Raw genomic sequence first — 16,529 nt, forward strand, 5'->3', positions numbered from 1 at the left:
GAATATGACTAAATCGTGCGTCATCTTCACTGAAAACGTAGAAGTCGAACAGTTTTTGCCAAGCGTCACGCTGAGTTTGGGGTAACTGCTTTAAGGTAAGCAGGGCGTGGTATAGCACGTTTTCCGCCCGACCGATGTATGGGGGAATAGTACGCCACCAAAAATTCACCAACATATTGATATTTGCTAGTCCTTCAATGTGATGCCACCACATAGAAGGAATATAAAGGGCATCGCCGGGGTTCAGCTCTACCACCTGTGCGTGCTTCAAGGCTTCTTTGAATTTGGGGTGTTTGTCGAAATCAGGATTGGCAAAGTCGACCAGACTAATGGCTTGTCCGGCGGGGGTAAAATGCAGCGGCCCAATGTATAAGTTTTCCACTTGCTCGGGGGGAAATAAGGTTACCCGCCGTTTGCCCGCCGTGACACAAATAAGATTATCAGGTGCATCGTAATGGGCGGCAATTCGGCTTTTATTGCCGATCCATAAGGTGGCTAAAGGCGCTAACCCATCAAGGCCAATGGCATTGGTTTGTTGAAAGCCCGGTAAGCATGTATCCACAGTGGTTGAACCCACATAAAGAGAGTCGGGGGCTTCTTGCTTAGTAAGTGCTAACAAATGTTCCAGTGCTTGACGAAACGGCATGCGAGTTCGGGTAAAATTAAAGCCGTTCATCGCTTTATTATAAAACATGCGGCCTTGTTCGCTGGCTGGCAGATTCAGGGTGTCTACCAGGGCGTTGTGATCAAACTGGGATAAATACGCACACAGCTTCTCGTCCGATTGTTTCGCGGCATGAACAACCGGCCAGTGATTGACCAAACCACGAAAAACACAGGGTGTGGTTAACCCAGATAAGGTGTCGGCCAAATCGAAATCTGCACGGTGTAAGTGGGCAGATACATACTCTTCCACCGGGAGGCATGGGCTCAATTTATCTGTTGAAACTGACAAAAGTTCGTTCTTCCATTTTTACAAATTATGAATCGGTTAATTTAAGCGCTAGCCAGTGCTGCTTTTTTATATGCGATAACTTGCCTTAATTGGGACATGGACGCCAACATCATATAGATGGTTTGTAAATGTCCACTTTCATGAAGTTCCCCGATTTCACTGTTACTAAGCGCCTTAAGCTTATCTTCATTTAGCGTGTAAAAGCCCGACACTCTGTGTGTGCCTATGTGCTGTAAATCCATATCAATCACAAAAGACTCAATGAGTTCGAGGCCTTGGCAAGCGTTGACAAATTCCCGGTTCGCTTCTTGACCATGGTGTATGGTGCTTAGCACATTGGCGATATTGTCGATGTAGTCGGTATTGCCGCCATGGGGTAAAAATAGCGGGTGGGCATTGGGGGTAGGCGTTGGGCTATCTATTACCCTTGGATCATCTAAATCAATATAAATAGACAGGGTTTCCTGGCCATTGTCAGCGACACCTCGGCCAATTAAAAAGGGGCCTTTTTCGATAACTAAGGGTTTGTATGATACCCGCCATTGGCCGTTATGAATAAACAAGTTCTCATTTTCTGTTACCCCTAAAAGGGCGACCATTTGAAACTGTCCGTTGGCGTCTTTGGCAAAAACCAAGGGGTAGTGAGCCTGGGCATGACGGGCTTCAGCCGGAAATACAGGCACGCACATTTGGTTGTGACCATAAGTGTCGCCGTAGGCTTCAATAACCTGAAGATCTTTGTGTTGCGTATTGTTCAGTAGTACATGGTTTGCCATAAAAAACGTCCTAAGGGCGAGCCTGTTTGCGCAGCGCAGTAAGGTATTCACGATTGCTGGGAAGGGCAGATAATTGCTGTAACGTGCGCTGATGATTTTGTTTAATAGCCGTTTGCGCTGCATCTAGTCGAGCAGCCCTGTAACGGGCTAAATTTAAAGAGGGGGTGCTGGGTTGCTGCATGCTATATAAAACATACATATAACTGGCGGCAGGAAACAATTCCTGAGCGTAAATAAAATCACCTACGGTAACCGGCCTGTGTTGCCATTGTTCCAACCAATCATTGAGTTGTTCAGAGGCTGTTGATTTGTCGGCCATGGCGCACCAATAATCGGAATCGGTTCGTTGGCTTAGCACGTAGTGTAGTTTTAGAAAATCGATGATACGTTGCCAGCGTTGGCTAAAGTTGTGATTAAAATGTTTTGCTACCTTTGTAGCCAATGTTTTAGTTGCTGGAAGGTGCTCGGCCACATACTTCGCCGAGAGCTCCACCATCACTAACGCCGACGCTTCTAATGGCTCAACGAAGCCTGCAGATGTGCCAATGGCTACGCAATTATTTACCCATGCTTGTTCGCGGTAGCCGGGGGTAAAGGTGATTTTTCTTATGGCACTTTCGTCTACGGCTGTGGTTGAGGGATCGTTTTGCAAATAGCTCAGCAAGGTATCCTTTGCCGTATCATCATTACAGTATTCGCTGCTATATACACAGCCTACACCTTTGCGGGTGGGTAGACCAATATCCCATAACCAGCCATGAGCATGGGCTGTTGAATAGGTGGCTGAGGCGATATTGCTTTGTTGGTTGACGTAATTTGCCTGGATCGCCATGGCGCTATCATTTTTTAATCCCTTGAGGGAGGTGAGGGCTTGTTGATAGTGCCCTTTGATGAGTCGGGCAGCAAAGCCGGTACAATCGATAAACAAATCACCATCTATACGTTTTTCACCCGCTTTGGGGGTCGTGCATTCAAGGGCGCTGATGTTGTTGTTACTATCCACTAAGATCTTTTCAATGTGCCCTTGAATATGGGTTACGCCAAACTTTTCGATGCAATGTTGTTTGAGTAATTCGGCGAACTTGTGTGCGTTTAGATGATAGCCATAGTTGGCAACGGCAGCATACGGGGGAGTTTGTAATTGTTTAGGGGCTTTAAAATTATCACAAAGGGCAGGCTGGGTACTCACGAGAGATGAAAAAGCTCCACCGTTGGTAATGTTCTTATTTTGATTGAGTAACCACCAAGCGGCAATATCGGTGTCAAAAAAGCCTTCGGGTAAGCCAAATGGGTGGTCAAAGACATCCTGTGACAAGGAGGTATTTTTTGTACCTCGCCAGTTGATAAAGCGGGTGCCTTGCTTAAATGATGCATCGCATGAAAGTAAAAATTCACATTCATCAATACCTATTTTTCGCAGCGTATCGCGCATGGTCGGCCAGGTGCCTTCGCCAACCCCTAAGGTTTTTACATTGGGGGATTCGACCAGGGTCACCCTAAGGGCAGGGTTATGAGGTAAATTATGCTCTGCAGCGATAATGGCTGCGCTTAGCCAGCCTGCGGCACCACCGCCAGCAATGACAATGGAGCGAAGGGTGTCGTCATCAGTTTTTGCTGTCATGGTACGTCATTCCCAGCAATATAAAGGTCATTTGTTTTTCTATGCAGATTCGCATGTTGAGTTTCATTGTGCTGTTAAAAAATAAGCGTTGTTGCTTCCTTGCAGCAACGCTTTTATCCCCTAGAACATCAGAAAGTGTAACGTGCACCTATGTTGTAACGGGGTTCGGCGGTATAGATACCCACAACCATGTTTTTGTGACGTCCGTGACTTCGCTTATATTCGCTGGTCACGTTAATACCTTCCACGAAGACTTCCAGATTTTCTGATACGTGATAGCGTACATTAACATCCAATTGTTGGTATGCCTCGACGTATGTTGGGTTTTCGCCGCCATTACCATCAATGGTAGCCGCAAGGTATTCATCCCGCCAGTTCCATGCCGCACGCACTTCCCATGCGTCGTTTTCATAGAATAACACGGCATTGGCCGTATCACTTAAGCCCAGCAAGACAAACTGAGTTTCGTCTACTTCGTAGTTGTCATACTCCACATCTCCGTTGACGATGGTGTAGTTTACCAGTGTGCCGAAGCCGCTATCGCCAAATAAATATTGCACAGCAAATTCAAAGCCATCTACGGCGTAGGTGTCGTCTGAGTTGACCGTCTGTGTGATATCGAACTCCATTAAAGGATCTTCGCCTGCAATGCCAACAATGACGCCGTCGTCGTCAGCGTAGCCTTGATCGATGAAATACTGGCGAATATCAACCAATGCGGCATCATCGCCCAATACGCTAAGGGCTTCTTGATAGCGTTCGCCACCAATGGGCGTGTATACATCGTAGGGGGAATCGGTATAAACGGTAGAGCCAATAAAGTTCTTCACGTTCTTATAAAAATAACCCGCTGAAACATAACTGCCTTCGCCAAAGTAATAATCCGTCCCAATATCAATGTTGTCGGATTCATAGGGCAATAAATCAGGGTTGCCTACCGTACCCGTCCCACCGGTGTATCTGGCGCTTTGAGATACAGTCAGACCGGCTTGTATATCCGAATAGCCTGGGCGAGTAATGGTTTTACTGTAAGAGGCGCGGGCAAATAAATCTTCAATAACTTCAAGTTTGAAATCTATTGACGGTAAAAAATAATCATAACCTCCCGTGTCAGAAACGAACTGGGTTTCACCATCATCAATAACCGAGAATTCATTGGTTGATACCCACTGTACTTCGTCGTAGTTAGGCACCAAAGAGGTGGAATCAACGTGAGTATCTTCATATCGTAAGCCCACTGACATCCATGCCACCATGTCGCCGATATCAAATTCCAGATTGGCTTGTATATAGGCTGCATATTGCTGTTCGGTCACCCGGCGATCGGTGGAGTATTCCGGATCCATACACAGTTCCGTACCACAGGTACTTAAGGTTTCACCGTTGGCTGCGGCGATATCCGATATGGCATCAATTAAATCACCAAAATCGCTGGCATAATAGAAGGCTTCCAAGTCGTCGGTATTACTTCCTAACAGGCCATCGAACTCGCTGGCTAAATCCTTCTGAATGAAAAGATCATCAGGGTAATCGTCAGCAGTACCATACCCACCCCAGGTATCACGTTGGGCAACGGAATAGGCGGAACGGTTCTTGACCTCGGTGCTTGAGAGACCGAAATCGATGCTGGTAATAACGCCATCATCCAAGAAATAGTTACCCCGGAATTGGGCTTGGTTAATCTCCGATTTCATATAACTATTACGAAATGAAGTTCCGGAGGTGGACATTCTACTTGGATCAAGACCATCTACACCGTCGGCGTAGATAATATTCATGATCGGAAAGTCTTGGGAATAGTCCACAACGGTAGACACACGGTCAAACTGTACCGCACTAATCACGTTACTACTTCCCCATTTGTTAGCAGGGCCCGCTTCTGCGGTAGAGTGATGGGCGTCTAATTCCAGGTTGAGGTTGTCAGTGGCCATCCATTTCAGGTTAAGGCCGAGAGAATTATTTTTGTTATAGGTTGTATAATCACTGGTTCCTAAGCCAATATCGGTGCCGGTATCATCTGCATAGATAACCGGGCCAATCACCGAACCCACGGTATTGGTGCCTTCGGTATACTCTCCATAGGAAGGAATACCATTAAACCAAGTTGAAAGTTGCTGACGAGTGGTGTGGGTTTCTAATTCTGAATAGGTGTAATCTAGTGTTGCGGTAAGGTCATCCGTTGGCTGATATTGCAGTGTCAATTGACCATTGATCCGTGTACGGCTTACTTCATCGAAGTTATACACTAAATTGCGGGGCACCGAGTATACGTCATTTTCACCTGGCGCATTTTCAAAGCTACCGTCCTGAGGTAATGAACCCCAGTCACCGCCATTCCCTTTAATGGTATACCAGCCGCTACTGGTTTCTGCACTGGAAACACCACTATCCCGCTTTTGATACGAACCAATTAACTGAATGCCGAACTTGTCATCGTTAAAGGTTTGACTATAAATGCCGGATATTTCTGGCGTCATTGTGCTGCCGGTATCGGTAGAACCGTCGTACACGCCTTTTGCTGCAAGGCTAGCTTTAAAGCCGGGGTTATCCAGGGGTTTAGGGGTCACCAGATTTATGGTGGAGCCAATGCCGCCCGTTGGTTGTGATGCTAAACTGGTTTTGTATACCTCTATGGCAGAAAACCCTTCAGAAGCCAGATTCCCGAAATCGAATGAGCGGGATGAAGAAGCGCTTGTCTCTTCAATATTGGCCGCAGGCATTTGGCGGCCATTTAACGTCACTAAATTATAGTCAGGGCCAAAACCACGGACTGTGATCTTGCTTCCTTCACCATTTGTTCTGTCTATGGATACGCCGGTAATACGTTGCAAAGATTCAGCTAAGTTCGTATCGGGAAATTTCCCCATGTCTTCTGCTGAAATCGCATCAACAACCCCAGAAGCGGCTTTTTTCGTTAGCATCGACTTGGTAAGACTTCCTCGGATCCCGCTGACCTCTATTACTTCAACGTCATTGTTTACGAGATCATTGTCTCCACTTTGTTGCGCCATGGCAGGTAAAGAGGCGAAGGCGCCTAATACCAAGGACATACTTGTCGCTAATCGTGTTTTATTAAATGAATTTGGTTTCATGGTTTTCCCGGCCGTGTTGGTTGAAAATAAGCGGACGCTCTACGTCTTCTTTCTCATTTCACTATTCACTTGGCATACGCTATTGGACATATTTCGCTCATTTTTTAAAGCGTTTTAGTCATCGCGTTGATTAGTAATGTAAGCGCTTACAAATTGACATAAAACTGACTTGTAAGCGCTTACATGTAAATGTACGTAGGTTGGAGTTGTAATGCAAGTGTTTTTATATTGTTAAATCGAGAGTTTACAATTTAATTACAAATTCCTGTCATGGTCGTTCTTACTGAGGTGCGAGGCTTACCCCATGAAATGAAAGCAAGTTGATAAAGTTACAATTGAAGGTTTTTAATTTCGTGGAGAAGTTAATTAAGGGATTTACATAACACCTAGTAATGTAAATGTATCTGTAAATAAAGGTTAAATTAGAAAATTAATGGCGTTCTCTACAGTCTACTGAATCAGATTTTCAATTCTGATTAAAACGTAGGGTTAAACTTGTGATTATTTCTCACAAATATAAGTTTATTTTCATTAAAACTGTAAAAACTGCTGGCACCAGTATTGAAGTCTATCTTTCGCAGTTTTGTGACGAGCAAGATGTGCTTACACCCATATATCCGGCTGTAGCCCCCCATAAAGCGCAGCATTATAAAGGTTACTGGAATCCCATTCCTGAAATGACCAAGGCATCCCCAAGGGAGAGTATGACCGTCTTGGGGCATTGGCTGAAAAGGAAAAAATTCAGAAATCATGCGTCGGCGGTAAATGTTAAACACCGCATTCCTAAACACATATGGAATAGTTATTTTAAATTCTGTGTGGAGCGTAATCCGTGGGATAAAACCTTGTCTCACTACCATATGGTAAGAAAGCGTCAAAATAGTAACATGACCTTAGAGCAGTATTTTAAACAAGGTAAACTTTGCTTTAATTATCCAAAGTATTGCGATGAAAAAGGAAATGTTTTGGTGGATAGGGTGGTAAGTTATGAGGCGTTAAATAGTCAGCTTGCGGAAGTTTTTAATGAATTATCCATTCCTTTTGACGGCAGCTTAGGTGTGCGGGCGAAAGGGAATTATCGTGATGATCATCGCCCTTATCAAAATGTGTATACGGCGGAACAACGTCGCTTTGTGGCTCAGGCATTTTCCCGGGAAATCGATATGCACCGCTACGTATTTTAATCGAGTAAAAACAACAGGCGTTGTGTAAACGCCTAGTGCCTAGCCATGATGGATGAGTTGCCTCTACTCAAGGGGTTGTGAAGTAAAGCTATGCAATATGAACGGGTCTTTTGCTAAATCGAAAAACACCGAACTCATGATGTTGTGGTTGTTTTTCGTCCAATTTTCATGATTGTGACTATTTAATGAAACGGCAATTTGATTGATCCCTTTTTTAAGGGCCGAGGCGGGAATATGCATATCCATTCCGTAGAGGCGACTGTATTTAACCGCATTCACAAAAACGTGGGCATGACCTTGCAACACGCCATCTTCATTTAAGTCTGTTTTCGTGGCCACGCTATCAGGCGCGCCTAAAGCATAATTTTCGACCTCTACATGCACATTGACGCCGTCCATGGCATCTTTATAAATCTGAATTTCTATTTTCGGCACCGGGAACCGTGGATCGATTTCTTTGCTGATATGATCGTGGATCTCAACGCCATTGGCTGTGGTTGTGACCCATAGCCAGCCAAGGGTTGCAATAATCTGGTGTATTTTCATTTCACTTCCCTTATTTGGGGGGCGTTTCGGGCGTCCTTATACCCCCGGTCCAGGTCCTGAAACGTCACTACTACAGGATGCCATGGCATTGTCTTCCAATTGACCCGCATAGCGTGTACCAATGATGTAAGGAAAAGCTGGAGAGATATTCCCGTCGTCATCAATGGTCATCGTAATGTGGTAGTGATAACCCCGTTCGCTATCAGTATGGCCGTTGTATTGATCAAGATAGACGCCCCCTAAATCGGTTAACGTGCTATCCCAATAATAGTCTTCAAAATAAAACCCATTTTCAGCCACAAACTCATTCCCTGATAGGGAAGTAACCACTTCGTCAAAGGCAGGGCCATCACTGACGTCTTCTGTACCTAGGGAAATATCATATTGATCCACTAAGCTACAACTGCGTTCGCCATCGGAACAGCCAACGGTGTCATCGGAATAGTCTCGCACAACCCATGAACTTACGGCCAGTTGCCCGTCGGCTTCGTAGGGTCCGTAAATAGGATAGCCATCGGCCGCATAACCATAGAGTGGGGAATGGGCAGAACCGTCATCGCCTAGTAGCTCAGCTAAACAGGCGCTATAAAAGTGATGGTGATAATCGGTCCCTGCTGCATGACCGCCACAAATATCTACATCATAGAGTTCTGCTTCTGGTGCAAGGGTTTGCCATGCCCCCTGATTGTTATAACTCATGCCATCAGCCCAGTTATAAATAGAGGTGCCATTAACCATGATCCCCACTTTAGATAAGCCGTTTTCGCAGACTTCTTCTGTGGGAGTGGGCTCCACGGGAAGGTATACGGTTCTTTCGTCCTGGGTTGGACATTCAGGACCAGGAGGCCAGTAACCGTAGCCGTAATCTAACGTGCAGTTACTGTTACTGCTGTAGCCAACATCTTCACCAAATGAGATGACATCGCCAACCTCGACGGTTGGGCTGCCATCAACAAAATCTGTGCTGGCTTTGGGGCGCCCGGTTAAGGTATCGAGAATATCTTGGGTAATGGTGGTTTCGTAGTCCGGTATACCTTGCGAGGAGACCACCACATATTCTTTGTCCTCTACGTCTTCCACATTGACTGATTGCACATTAACTTCTACGCCAATCCCCGTTGTGGAATCGAGAATATGTTCAGAGAGTTCACCGGATTCATTGATTATCCAGACCGAGGTGTCGACACTGTCTTCATCAAGGGTGTCGTCATCGCTTGTATCTACCACGGTGTCCGTTAAATCGGAATCGGTATTGTTGGAATCATCCCCTGAACAGGCAGACAACCCCATTATAAGGAGCCAACAGAATAGGGACTTTCTAAAAGCACATATTGTTTTATTCATGGCATATCACTTATCGTTTCGTATCCGAAACCTAAGCATACTGTGTAAATATGGAGTAAATGTGCAGTTGTTTCGCAGTTATGGAGGAACCTTCTATTACTTTGAAACTAGAGACAAAATGTCTCTTATCAAGGTTGGGGCTCATAATCTGGGAAGGGTTTTTCTGGTGACGCCAGATCCGTATTCGTTTGATTATCGGAATGATATACTTTTGCTTTATTGTACTGCATAACGAAGGGGAGAAATGCCGCCGGTGCGAGATAGCCGGTTTCCTTAAACCAACGACTATCATAGTGGACTTTCTGCTTGCGGGTTTTACAATGACGCATGGGATTTCCAAACAGAACATGGTGTTTCGATTCAGCCATATTTGCTGAACAATGTTGTGTGGGTAAGTTTAAAAACGAGAATGTCTCAGACAGAACCTTGTCTTTTTCAAAACAGAAGGGTTCGTAGCCTGTGGTGATAAATGGCAGGTTTAACGACGTCAGTAATGATTCCCGTTTTTTATTGTTCACTAGCCAACGTAACATTTGATACCAGTGATGTCCTTTAACCTTTTTAAGGCCTTTTCTTTCTTGAGCTCTGGCTAAGCGGGTTTGAGAGCAAGAATATGAGCGTACGTCACGGATCAAAAACACAATACGGGTGTCTATTGCATTGCTATTTGCCAGTAGTTTTAAATGTTTAACGCCTTTTGAGGTATCGATTGCTTGCATCTGTGGAGAGTAAATACGACGAAACTCTTCAAGTAAGAGCTGATATGCCTGGCCATAATAGCCATCAGCATTGGGTGACGTCACTTGCTTGTCGGTTAGCTTGCGTAATGCCGGTCCCCAAAACTCACACTCTGACGCCGGTTGGCCACAACTACACACTTTGTCGTTAGCACCCAGCCAAAATTCAGGGCCTTCTCGTAGTACTTGATATACTTCGCCTAATGACACGGTGTTTTGATGACACGCTAAGGCCATGGAAAAAACGGTCGAGCCTGAATGAGATAAACTGGTTAAGCAAATAACAGCCGGGGTTGGGGTGATTGAGTTTGTCATAGTATCGCTGTGATAGTGATTGAAGGTTTGGTTACTTTTTATTCTGACCTAAACATAGCGATGTGGTTTACCTCTTTACTAGTACTTTACATTATTGAGGGGATGTAAAAATACTTTATATGTATGCTAAAGTTTATTGCGTGAAAAGATTGGGTAAATCACAGCACTAAAAAAAATAAATAGGTCTTAGGTTGTAAGTTTGTTGTCCATCATTTACCCATGATGTTTGCCCCCAATTTCATCATGGTGATGGACGATAAACGCTTCTTAATTTTTGCAAAGGTAAGTTTCTTTATATGATTTCTCACAAATTTCAGTGTGTATTTGTTCATGTGCCGAAAACGGCAGGGCAAAGTATTGAGCAATTTTTTAAAGACAAGCATCAACTTAATGGGAAATATTGCGAAGAACTGCTTTTGGTGAAAAATGAAGATCCATCGAAGGGACCTTCTAGGTTAGCCCATCTGCGTAGTGTAGAATATGTTTCCTGTGGTCATATGGATGAAAAAACCTACGGGAGTTACTTTACCTTTGGTTTTGTGCGTAATCCATGGCAGCGTCTGGTATCAGAATATCTGCACAAAAAAATCGATAGAACCATGTCCCTTAAAGAGTTCGTATTACATGGCTTTCCCGATCCTGATCCCTTCAGTGATGCCTATCGGCATGTTATTCCGCAATACGATTTTTTATTTGATGACTCTGGCAAGCAGAACGTTGATTTTATTGGCCGGTTTGAAGATTTACAGGGTTCTTTTTCTCTCATTTGTGACAAGTTAGGCATAGACAATGGCCGTCTGCCCCACAAAAATAACTCTTTTGGTTTTCGCCGAGCCATTTTGAGGAAGTGTCGGCATACTTTTAGTCGCGAGAAAGACCGTGTAAAGAAACACTATACGGAATATTTTGATGATGAACTTCTTGCTCATGTGAATCGCCTTTATGCCAAAGATATCGCGCATTTTGGCTATGTATTTGGGGAATAGGTTTTTATCCATTTTTCCCGCGCAACGGGTATGGCTGCATAGCCTTATGTGTCAATAAATGGGGAGCTCGGCACTGCGAAACTCACTATTTACAGTTCATTTTATTCGAGATCATACGGGCAATGGCCTTTGTCTCTTGGACGATTCTTCGTTCGTTTTCTAACGTGAAACGCACGGTTGGGATCACCGGTACCAGGGCGGCAACGGGGCGGTTGAACTGATCGAAAATAGGCACGCCAATAGCACATATTCCTTCATACATTTCTTCTATATCGGTGGCATATCCTTGTCGGTTAAACTGCTTTAGTCGCGCTTGAATTTCATCGGGAACGGTCAGTGTCTTGGGCGTATATTTAATGAGTGGTTGACGTTGTAATATTTGGTTAGATTCTTCAATACTTTTGAATGCGAGGATGGATTTAGCTCCGGCCGCAGCATGATTGGGTAAGACATCTACGGTAATGTCCTTAGTTTGATTTCCCGCATTGGGGACGGCCCGAAGTTTATGTCTACATTCTGCAATATAACAGGCTACGGTACTTTCGCCACACCATACTTCAAAGGATACGGTTTCATTAATATTTGCACAAAGTTGTTCACAATAGCTGCGGGCAATACCAATAATGTGATGAAAGTTCTGAACATAGATGTTCATGCTCATTTTGTATGCAAGAGGGCCAAGTCGATACTTTTTGCTAATCGGGTTGTGCATGATGTAACCATAGTTGCACAAAGTTTGTAGGGTACGACTAGTGGTTGCTTTATTAAATCCTAGGCGTAATGCGATCTCACTCGTACCTAATTCACAATGGCTTTCGGTTAACAAGGTCAATATTTCCATTGCCTTACCAATAGCATTTGGATGTTCTTTTTGCACATTAAAGCTCAACATGGGTTTTCCTTTACATAGTCAGTTCACGGCGCTCGTGGAACGCAGTGAACTGATGTTGTATTTATTTTTCCGGCACGTCTTTTGGAGCATGTGGTTTAACTTGGGCGGGCGGTTTTTCCTTTGCAGGAGGCGCATCTGGCTGAAACTTAACCTCAGGTGGAGCAATATCGCAGCCAAATACAAATATCACGCTAGCTAAGAGTAGATAGCGCAGTTTCCGTCGCTTTGTAGAAAAGATGGTTTTATTCGCGTTGTGCATACGGTTATCCCCATGATGTAGTGGGTAATATGGCTTTGTCGGGCGTTAATGTAATGGCATCAACCGGGCAACTAAGCCGACAAAGGTGGCAGATTTGGCACTCATTGGGGTACGCGATATAGGCTTGCTCCGACTTAGTATCCATGCGGATAACATCAGTGGGACAGGCCTTGACGCAATTTTCACAACCAATGCAGCCATGTATTTTTTCAATAGCCATTGTTTTTCCTTATTTAATTAATTTCACTAATATAATCAGCTAACTATTAGATTGTGTTGTTCAAATACTCGTCTTCACCGGGGAACTCCCTAGGGTAGGCTTCCCGATAGGGAATATTGGATGCCGGTCGCCATTCTTTAGGTAAGGGGTGTTTGCTTAACGCCATCCCGTTACCTTCTTGTTTTATTTTTACCCAACAATGCCAGTTGTCATCATCTCGGGCAGGATAATCTTCGCGGAAATGGGTTCCTCTGCTTTCCGTTCTAAACATGGCTGCCCGTAACTTCATTTCTGCGTTAAGCAGCATGTTATTTAGCTCGTGGGTCATGCGAAGTTCGTGACCATCGCGGGCAATCATTTTTGGCATGGTTTGATGGCGTAAATATTCAATAGAAGAGAGTGCGCCTTCTAATCGACGTTCTTCACGAATATATAAAATATGATAGGGCGTCATGGTATTGCGCAGGGTTTGTGTCCCCCATTCGGCACTAAATCCCTGTTTGTTTTCCAGTGGTGCCCAAATGGCTTTAATGAGGCTATCTACATGGCTTTTGTCCACTTTTGGGGCGCTGATTGACTTAACATAGTCAACGGCATGTTTGGCGGCTCGACGGCCTTGAATTGCTGAGCCGTAAGAGGAAAACCCCCTTGCTGGATAAACACAACCACACATCATGGAGCCCAAGGCATCGCCAGCTGCATACAGACCGGGTACGCCGTCGGCAGCACAGGTATAGTCGCTATTGAATACGCCTTCGCCTTTATGCACACCCATGCCTGCTGTTGAACCGCCCACAATGGCCCCCAAACTTTTACGATCTTCATCTTCCCTGATAGGGGGCGGACCACCGAATTCAACGGTCAAGCCGGGCAATGCCAAATAGCCTTTGTTTTTATAATGGCTGTTGTCTGCGGATACTGGCCCCCCTAAGGGGCGTCCTCCACGCTGAACCTTGCCTTCGCTTGCCCGTAATGCCAAACCAAGGTTTAAACCGCCGTTAAGGGGATCAGGCGGTCCCGCCATCACATAGGCGCCTTTAATTTGTTGGGCGAATTCCCAAAAGTTGTACGATGCTGCCGGATAATTGCCAAAGGTCGGGTGGGTATCATTAAACTCTTTGCCTGTAATGTAAGCACCGGCGCGATAGGCCATCCCATCGCCATCAAAGGTTTGCCCCCAGATAGGAAATCCAGGGCTTTTGTAACTGCCAGCGCCGGTACATAAGATCACGGCTTTGGAGTAAATGGTGACAGAACTCATATCCTGGGACGAGTCATCATAGGTAAATCCAACGGCACCACATACCGCACCATTGACGTCCTTAATAAGATCTGTGGCCATGACTCGTTCAATAATGTTGACCCCTTTTTCTTCGAGGGCCTTACGAAATACGGTGGAGCCTCGCTCAAAAGGGCGAGTTTCGTTAGCGCCCATTTTCATTAGCGTATAGAACAGATCCAAGGACTCATCCATAAAGATATCGATCCAGTTGCGGTCATACAGGTATTCTGTATTGATGGCCAGATTACGGTGCCACTCGTCTCTGTCGTAAATGGTAGGATCGAAGGGGCGACTGTCGGATGCCCAAGGGGACATGCCTGACCAGCCCACGGTGCCCTTATCCAACATGGTGACCGTTAAACCTTGTTTTCTTGCTTCTAAGGCGGCAAAAGTGCCGGCAAAGCCACTGCCGATAATTAATAAATCGGTTTGTGTTTCGGCATCGGGTGTTTTGCTCATATCGCGCGCGGCTGTATTGATCAGCATCGGTGCTGCAATTGCGGCAGTAGTCAGCGCACTTAGACGCATAAAATCTCGTCGCGATACGTTATTGGGGGTATCAGATTGACTCATTGGTTAATCTCCTTTTTATTTAGAACGACAATGCTTCGAAAATAATGCGATTATTGGCGACATTCAGTGACTTAAGCTGATCTTCCACAGCGTGTACCATGATTTTGGGACCACAGATGTAGTAGTCCCAATTCGTCTGCTCTGGGCTGCAAACGTGTTCAGTGAGAATGCTAGGATTGATAAAGCCGCTATAGACGGTTCCAGCATATTTGTCAGCAGAGGGTGGGTTTTCCAATACAAGGATTTGCTTAAAATCGAGATCGTTGCAACAGGCTTCAATTTCCTCCTGAAAGACACATTGCTGGAAATTTCGGTTCCCATAAATGAGACGGATGGGGCGCTTATCCCCTTGCTCTCGTAGTGAGCGAAGGATCCCGAGTATGGGGCCAATACCGGCTCCGCCTGCAATAAGTGCAATGCCTTCATTGACCCTGTTATTTAGCGTAAATGCCCCATGGGGCCCTTCAATATGAACAGGCATGCCGGGTTTGAGCTGATCCAGGTTACGTGTATAGTCACCCAGCGCCCTGATGATAAAAGACATTTGAGGCAAGCGACTGGGGGCTGAAGCAATGGAAAATGGATGTTCTCTACGGTTAAATGCGTTGTCGGCAGAAGACAGCCATACGAATTGCCCGGCATCGAAACGAAAATCGAAATCACCGTCTTTTTCTATTGTCAGACACCAATCATCAGTGCCGGCTTTGTGGCAATCGACAACTTTAAAGGGTTGGCGTTTAGTGCGCATAGGACGCACGGTATAATTGTAAATGACCCCGCCTACAGCCAAACAACACAAACTGATCCATAACACATCAAACCAGGGGTCATAACGGCCATGTCGGCCAACCGTAACAGCATGATGGGTGGCTAAAATAATAATGGCAACAAAGCCAATGCTATGACCATAGCGCCAAGCCTCATAACTTAAGCCAACCTTCTCTTTAAACATGGACATCAACACCCAGATGATGAGGCCAAACCAAGCAATCAAACCGGTTAAGGATTCATCAGCACTAAAAGCGGACCATAGATCTCCCCAGGCTAATTGTGGCGCTAACCAAAATCTTGGCGCTAGAATTAAAAGGGGGTGCAAGAAAAATAATAGTCCTAACCATTCCCCCATTTTTCGGTGAAGTCGCATGCCTTGGTCAATACCTAAGGTATTGCTGATAGCAGGGTGCCGGGTACTAAATAGAAATTGTAAGTACATCATTGTCATGCCGACAATGGTGAGGAAAACAACTGACTCTTGGAATAGTCCTCGAATCGCTAAACCGTCTTCGAAAGACAGCACCCATGGCACAATGAGCAATACCATGTAAATGATTGTGAGTTGCTTATAACTTACTGGAAGGGGCTTTGTGACATCCCGTCCTGATGAAGATGCGGGTAGATTATTAGAAGTTATCATCGATCTTATCTCGCCTGTTACGCTGGAGTTAAGATCATTCTGCCGTTAAAAAAGGCTAATAAAAACACACCAATTTCACATCACGAAACAGTATGGTAACGATTTTGTAACAATATCGTAAAGAAATTGTCAGCTTGCTCTTAAACCTCCATATATGTCATTCGTCTTTTAAACTAAATAACTAATCTCGCCCTAGCCCTTGTTTTGATACCAATGGAAAAGCTCAGTTTCACATGGTGAATCGATTTTACGGAAATTCTTGCTTCATGATTCATGAGCAAAGTAGCTTAATATTAAATATTTGTTAATAAAATGTTTTGAGCTATTAATTTT

At 44.9% G+C, this 16,529-nt stretch carries 14 protein-coding genes; 2 read left to right on the forward strand and 12 right to left on the reverse strand.

Annotated features, from left to right (window positions below; all coding sequences use genetic code 11):
• The 4 genes from V5298_RS10675 to V5298_RS10690 form a co-directional block, all read right to left on the reverse strand.
• Window positions 1-955 (reverse strand): cupin-like domain-containing protein (locus V5298_RS10675; protein ID WP_332931450.1); only part of this gene is annotated, 955 nt, incomplete at its 3' end.
• Window positions 956-996: 41 nt separating this feature from the next.
• Entirely contained in the window at window positions 997-1,731 is a 735-nt protein-coding gene (locus V5298_RS10680; RefSeq protein ID WP_332931451.1) for a SapC family protein, read from the reverse strand.
• Window positions 1,732-1,741: 10 nt separating this feature from the next.
• Window positions 1,742-3,352, reverse strand: a complete 1,611-nt coding sequence (locus V5298_RS10685; RefSeq protein ID WP_332931452.1) for a tryptophan 7-halogenase — start codon at window positions 3,350-3,352, stop codon at window positions 1,742-1,744.
• Window positions 3,353-3,480: 128 nt separating this feature from the next.
• A complete protein-coding gene (locus tag V5298_RS10690; RefSeq protein ID WP_332931453.1) occupies window positions 3,481-6,444 on the reverse strand; it encodes a TonB-dependent receptor in 2,964 nt (987 codons plus the stop codon).
• 497 nt (window positions 6,445-6,941) lie between these two features.
• Between V5298_RS10690 and V5298_RS10695 the strand changes: the two genes are divergently transcribed.
• Complete coding sequence (locus V5298_RS10695) at window positions 6,942-7,628, forward strand: sulfotransferase family 2 domain-containing protein (RefSeq protein WP_332931454.1); 687 nt, start codon at window positions 6,942-6,944, stop codon at window positions 7,626-7,628.
• A 63-nt stretch (window positions 7,629-7,691) separates the two neighbouring features.
• On the opposite strand, the gene V5298_RS10700 is transcribed toward V5298_RS10695, so the two are convergent.
• The 3 genes from V5298_RS10700 to V5298_RS10710 all read right to left on the reverse strand — a co-directional run bounded on the left by V5298_RS10700 (window position 7,692) and on the right by V5298_RS10710 (window position 10,570).
• Entirely contained in the window at window positions 7,692-8,174 is a 483-nt protein-coding gene (locus tag V5298_RS10700) for a hypothetical protein (RefSeq protein WP_332931455.1), read from the reverse strand.
• 36 nt (window positions 8,175-8,210) lie between these two features.
• The gene (locus V5298_RS10705) at window positions 8,211-9,464 is read right to left on the reverse strand and encodes a YHYH protein (protein ID WP_332931456.1); all 1,254 of its coding nucleotides are present in this window, start codon (window positions 9,462-9,464) and stop codon (window positions 8,211-8,213) included.
• 182 nt (window positions 9,465-9,646) lie between these two features.
• Window positions 9,647-10,570: a hypothetical protein gene (locus tag V5298_RS10710; protein WP_332931457.1), complete on the reverse strand. Its 924-nt coding sequence runs from the start codon at window positions 10,568-10,570 to the stop codon at window positions 9,647-9,649.
• A 296-nt stretch (window positions 10,571-10,866) separates the two neighbouring features.
• Between V5298_RS10710 and V5298_RS10715 the strand changes: the two genes are divergently transcribed.
• Complete coding sequence (locus tag V5298_RS10715) at window positions 10,867-11,556, forward strand: sulfotransferase family 2 domain-containing protein (protein ID WP_332931458.1); 690 nt, start codon at window positions 10,867-10,869, stop codon at window positions 11,554-11,556.
• A gap of 85 nt (window positions 11,557-11,641) precedes the next feature.
• On the opposite strand, the gene V5298_RS10720 is transcribed toward V5298_RS10715, so the two are convergent.
• The 5 genes from V5298_RS10720 to V5298_RS10740 all read right to left on the reverse strand — a co-directional run bounded on the left by V5298_RS10720 (window position 11,642) and on the right by V5298_RS10740 (window position 16,196).
• Window positions 11,642-12,448: an IclR family transcriptional regulator gene (locus tag V5298_RS10720; protein ID WP_332931459.1), complete on the reverse strand. Its 807-nt coding sequence runs from the start codon at window positions 12,446-12,448 to the stop codon at window positions 11,642-11,644.
• Between the two features lie 61 nt (window positions 12,449-12,509).
• Complete coding sequence (locus V5298_RS10725) at window positions 12,510-12,707, reverse strand: hypothetical protein (RefSeq protein WP_332931460.1); 198 nt, start codon at window positions 12,705-12,707, stop codon at window positions 12,510-12,512.
• Window positions 12,708-12,711: 4 nt separating this feature from the next.
• A complete protein-coding gene (locus V5298_RS10730) occupies window positions 12,712-12,927 on the reverse strand; it encodes a 4Fe-4S dicluster domain-containing protein (RefSeq protein ID WP_332931461.1) in 216 nt (71 codons plus the stop codon).
• A gap of 46 nt (window positions 12,928-12,973) precedes the next feature.
• Window positions 12,974-14,782 (reverse strand): FAD-binding protein, encoded by a 1,809-nt coding sequence (locus tag V5298_RS10735; protein ID WP_332931462.1) that lies wholly within the window; start codon window positions 14,780-14,782, stop codon window positions 12,974-12,976.
• 19 nt (window positions 14,783-14,801) lie between these two features.
• A complete protein-coding gene (locus V5298_RS10740; protein ID WP_332931463.1) occupies window positions 14,802-16,196 on the reverse strand; it encodes a ferredoxin reductase family protein in 1,395 nt (464 codons plus the stop codon).
• Window positions 16,197-16,529 lie beyond the last annotated feature (333 nt).

Source organism: Alteromonas sp. 14N.309.X.WAT.G.H12 (assembly GCF_036697315.1).
Lineage (GTDB): Bacteria > Pseudomonadota > Gammaproteobacteria > Enterobacterales > Alteromonadaceae > Alteromonas.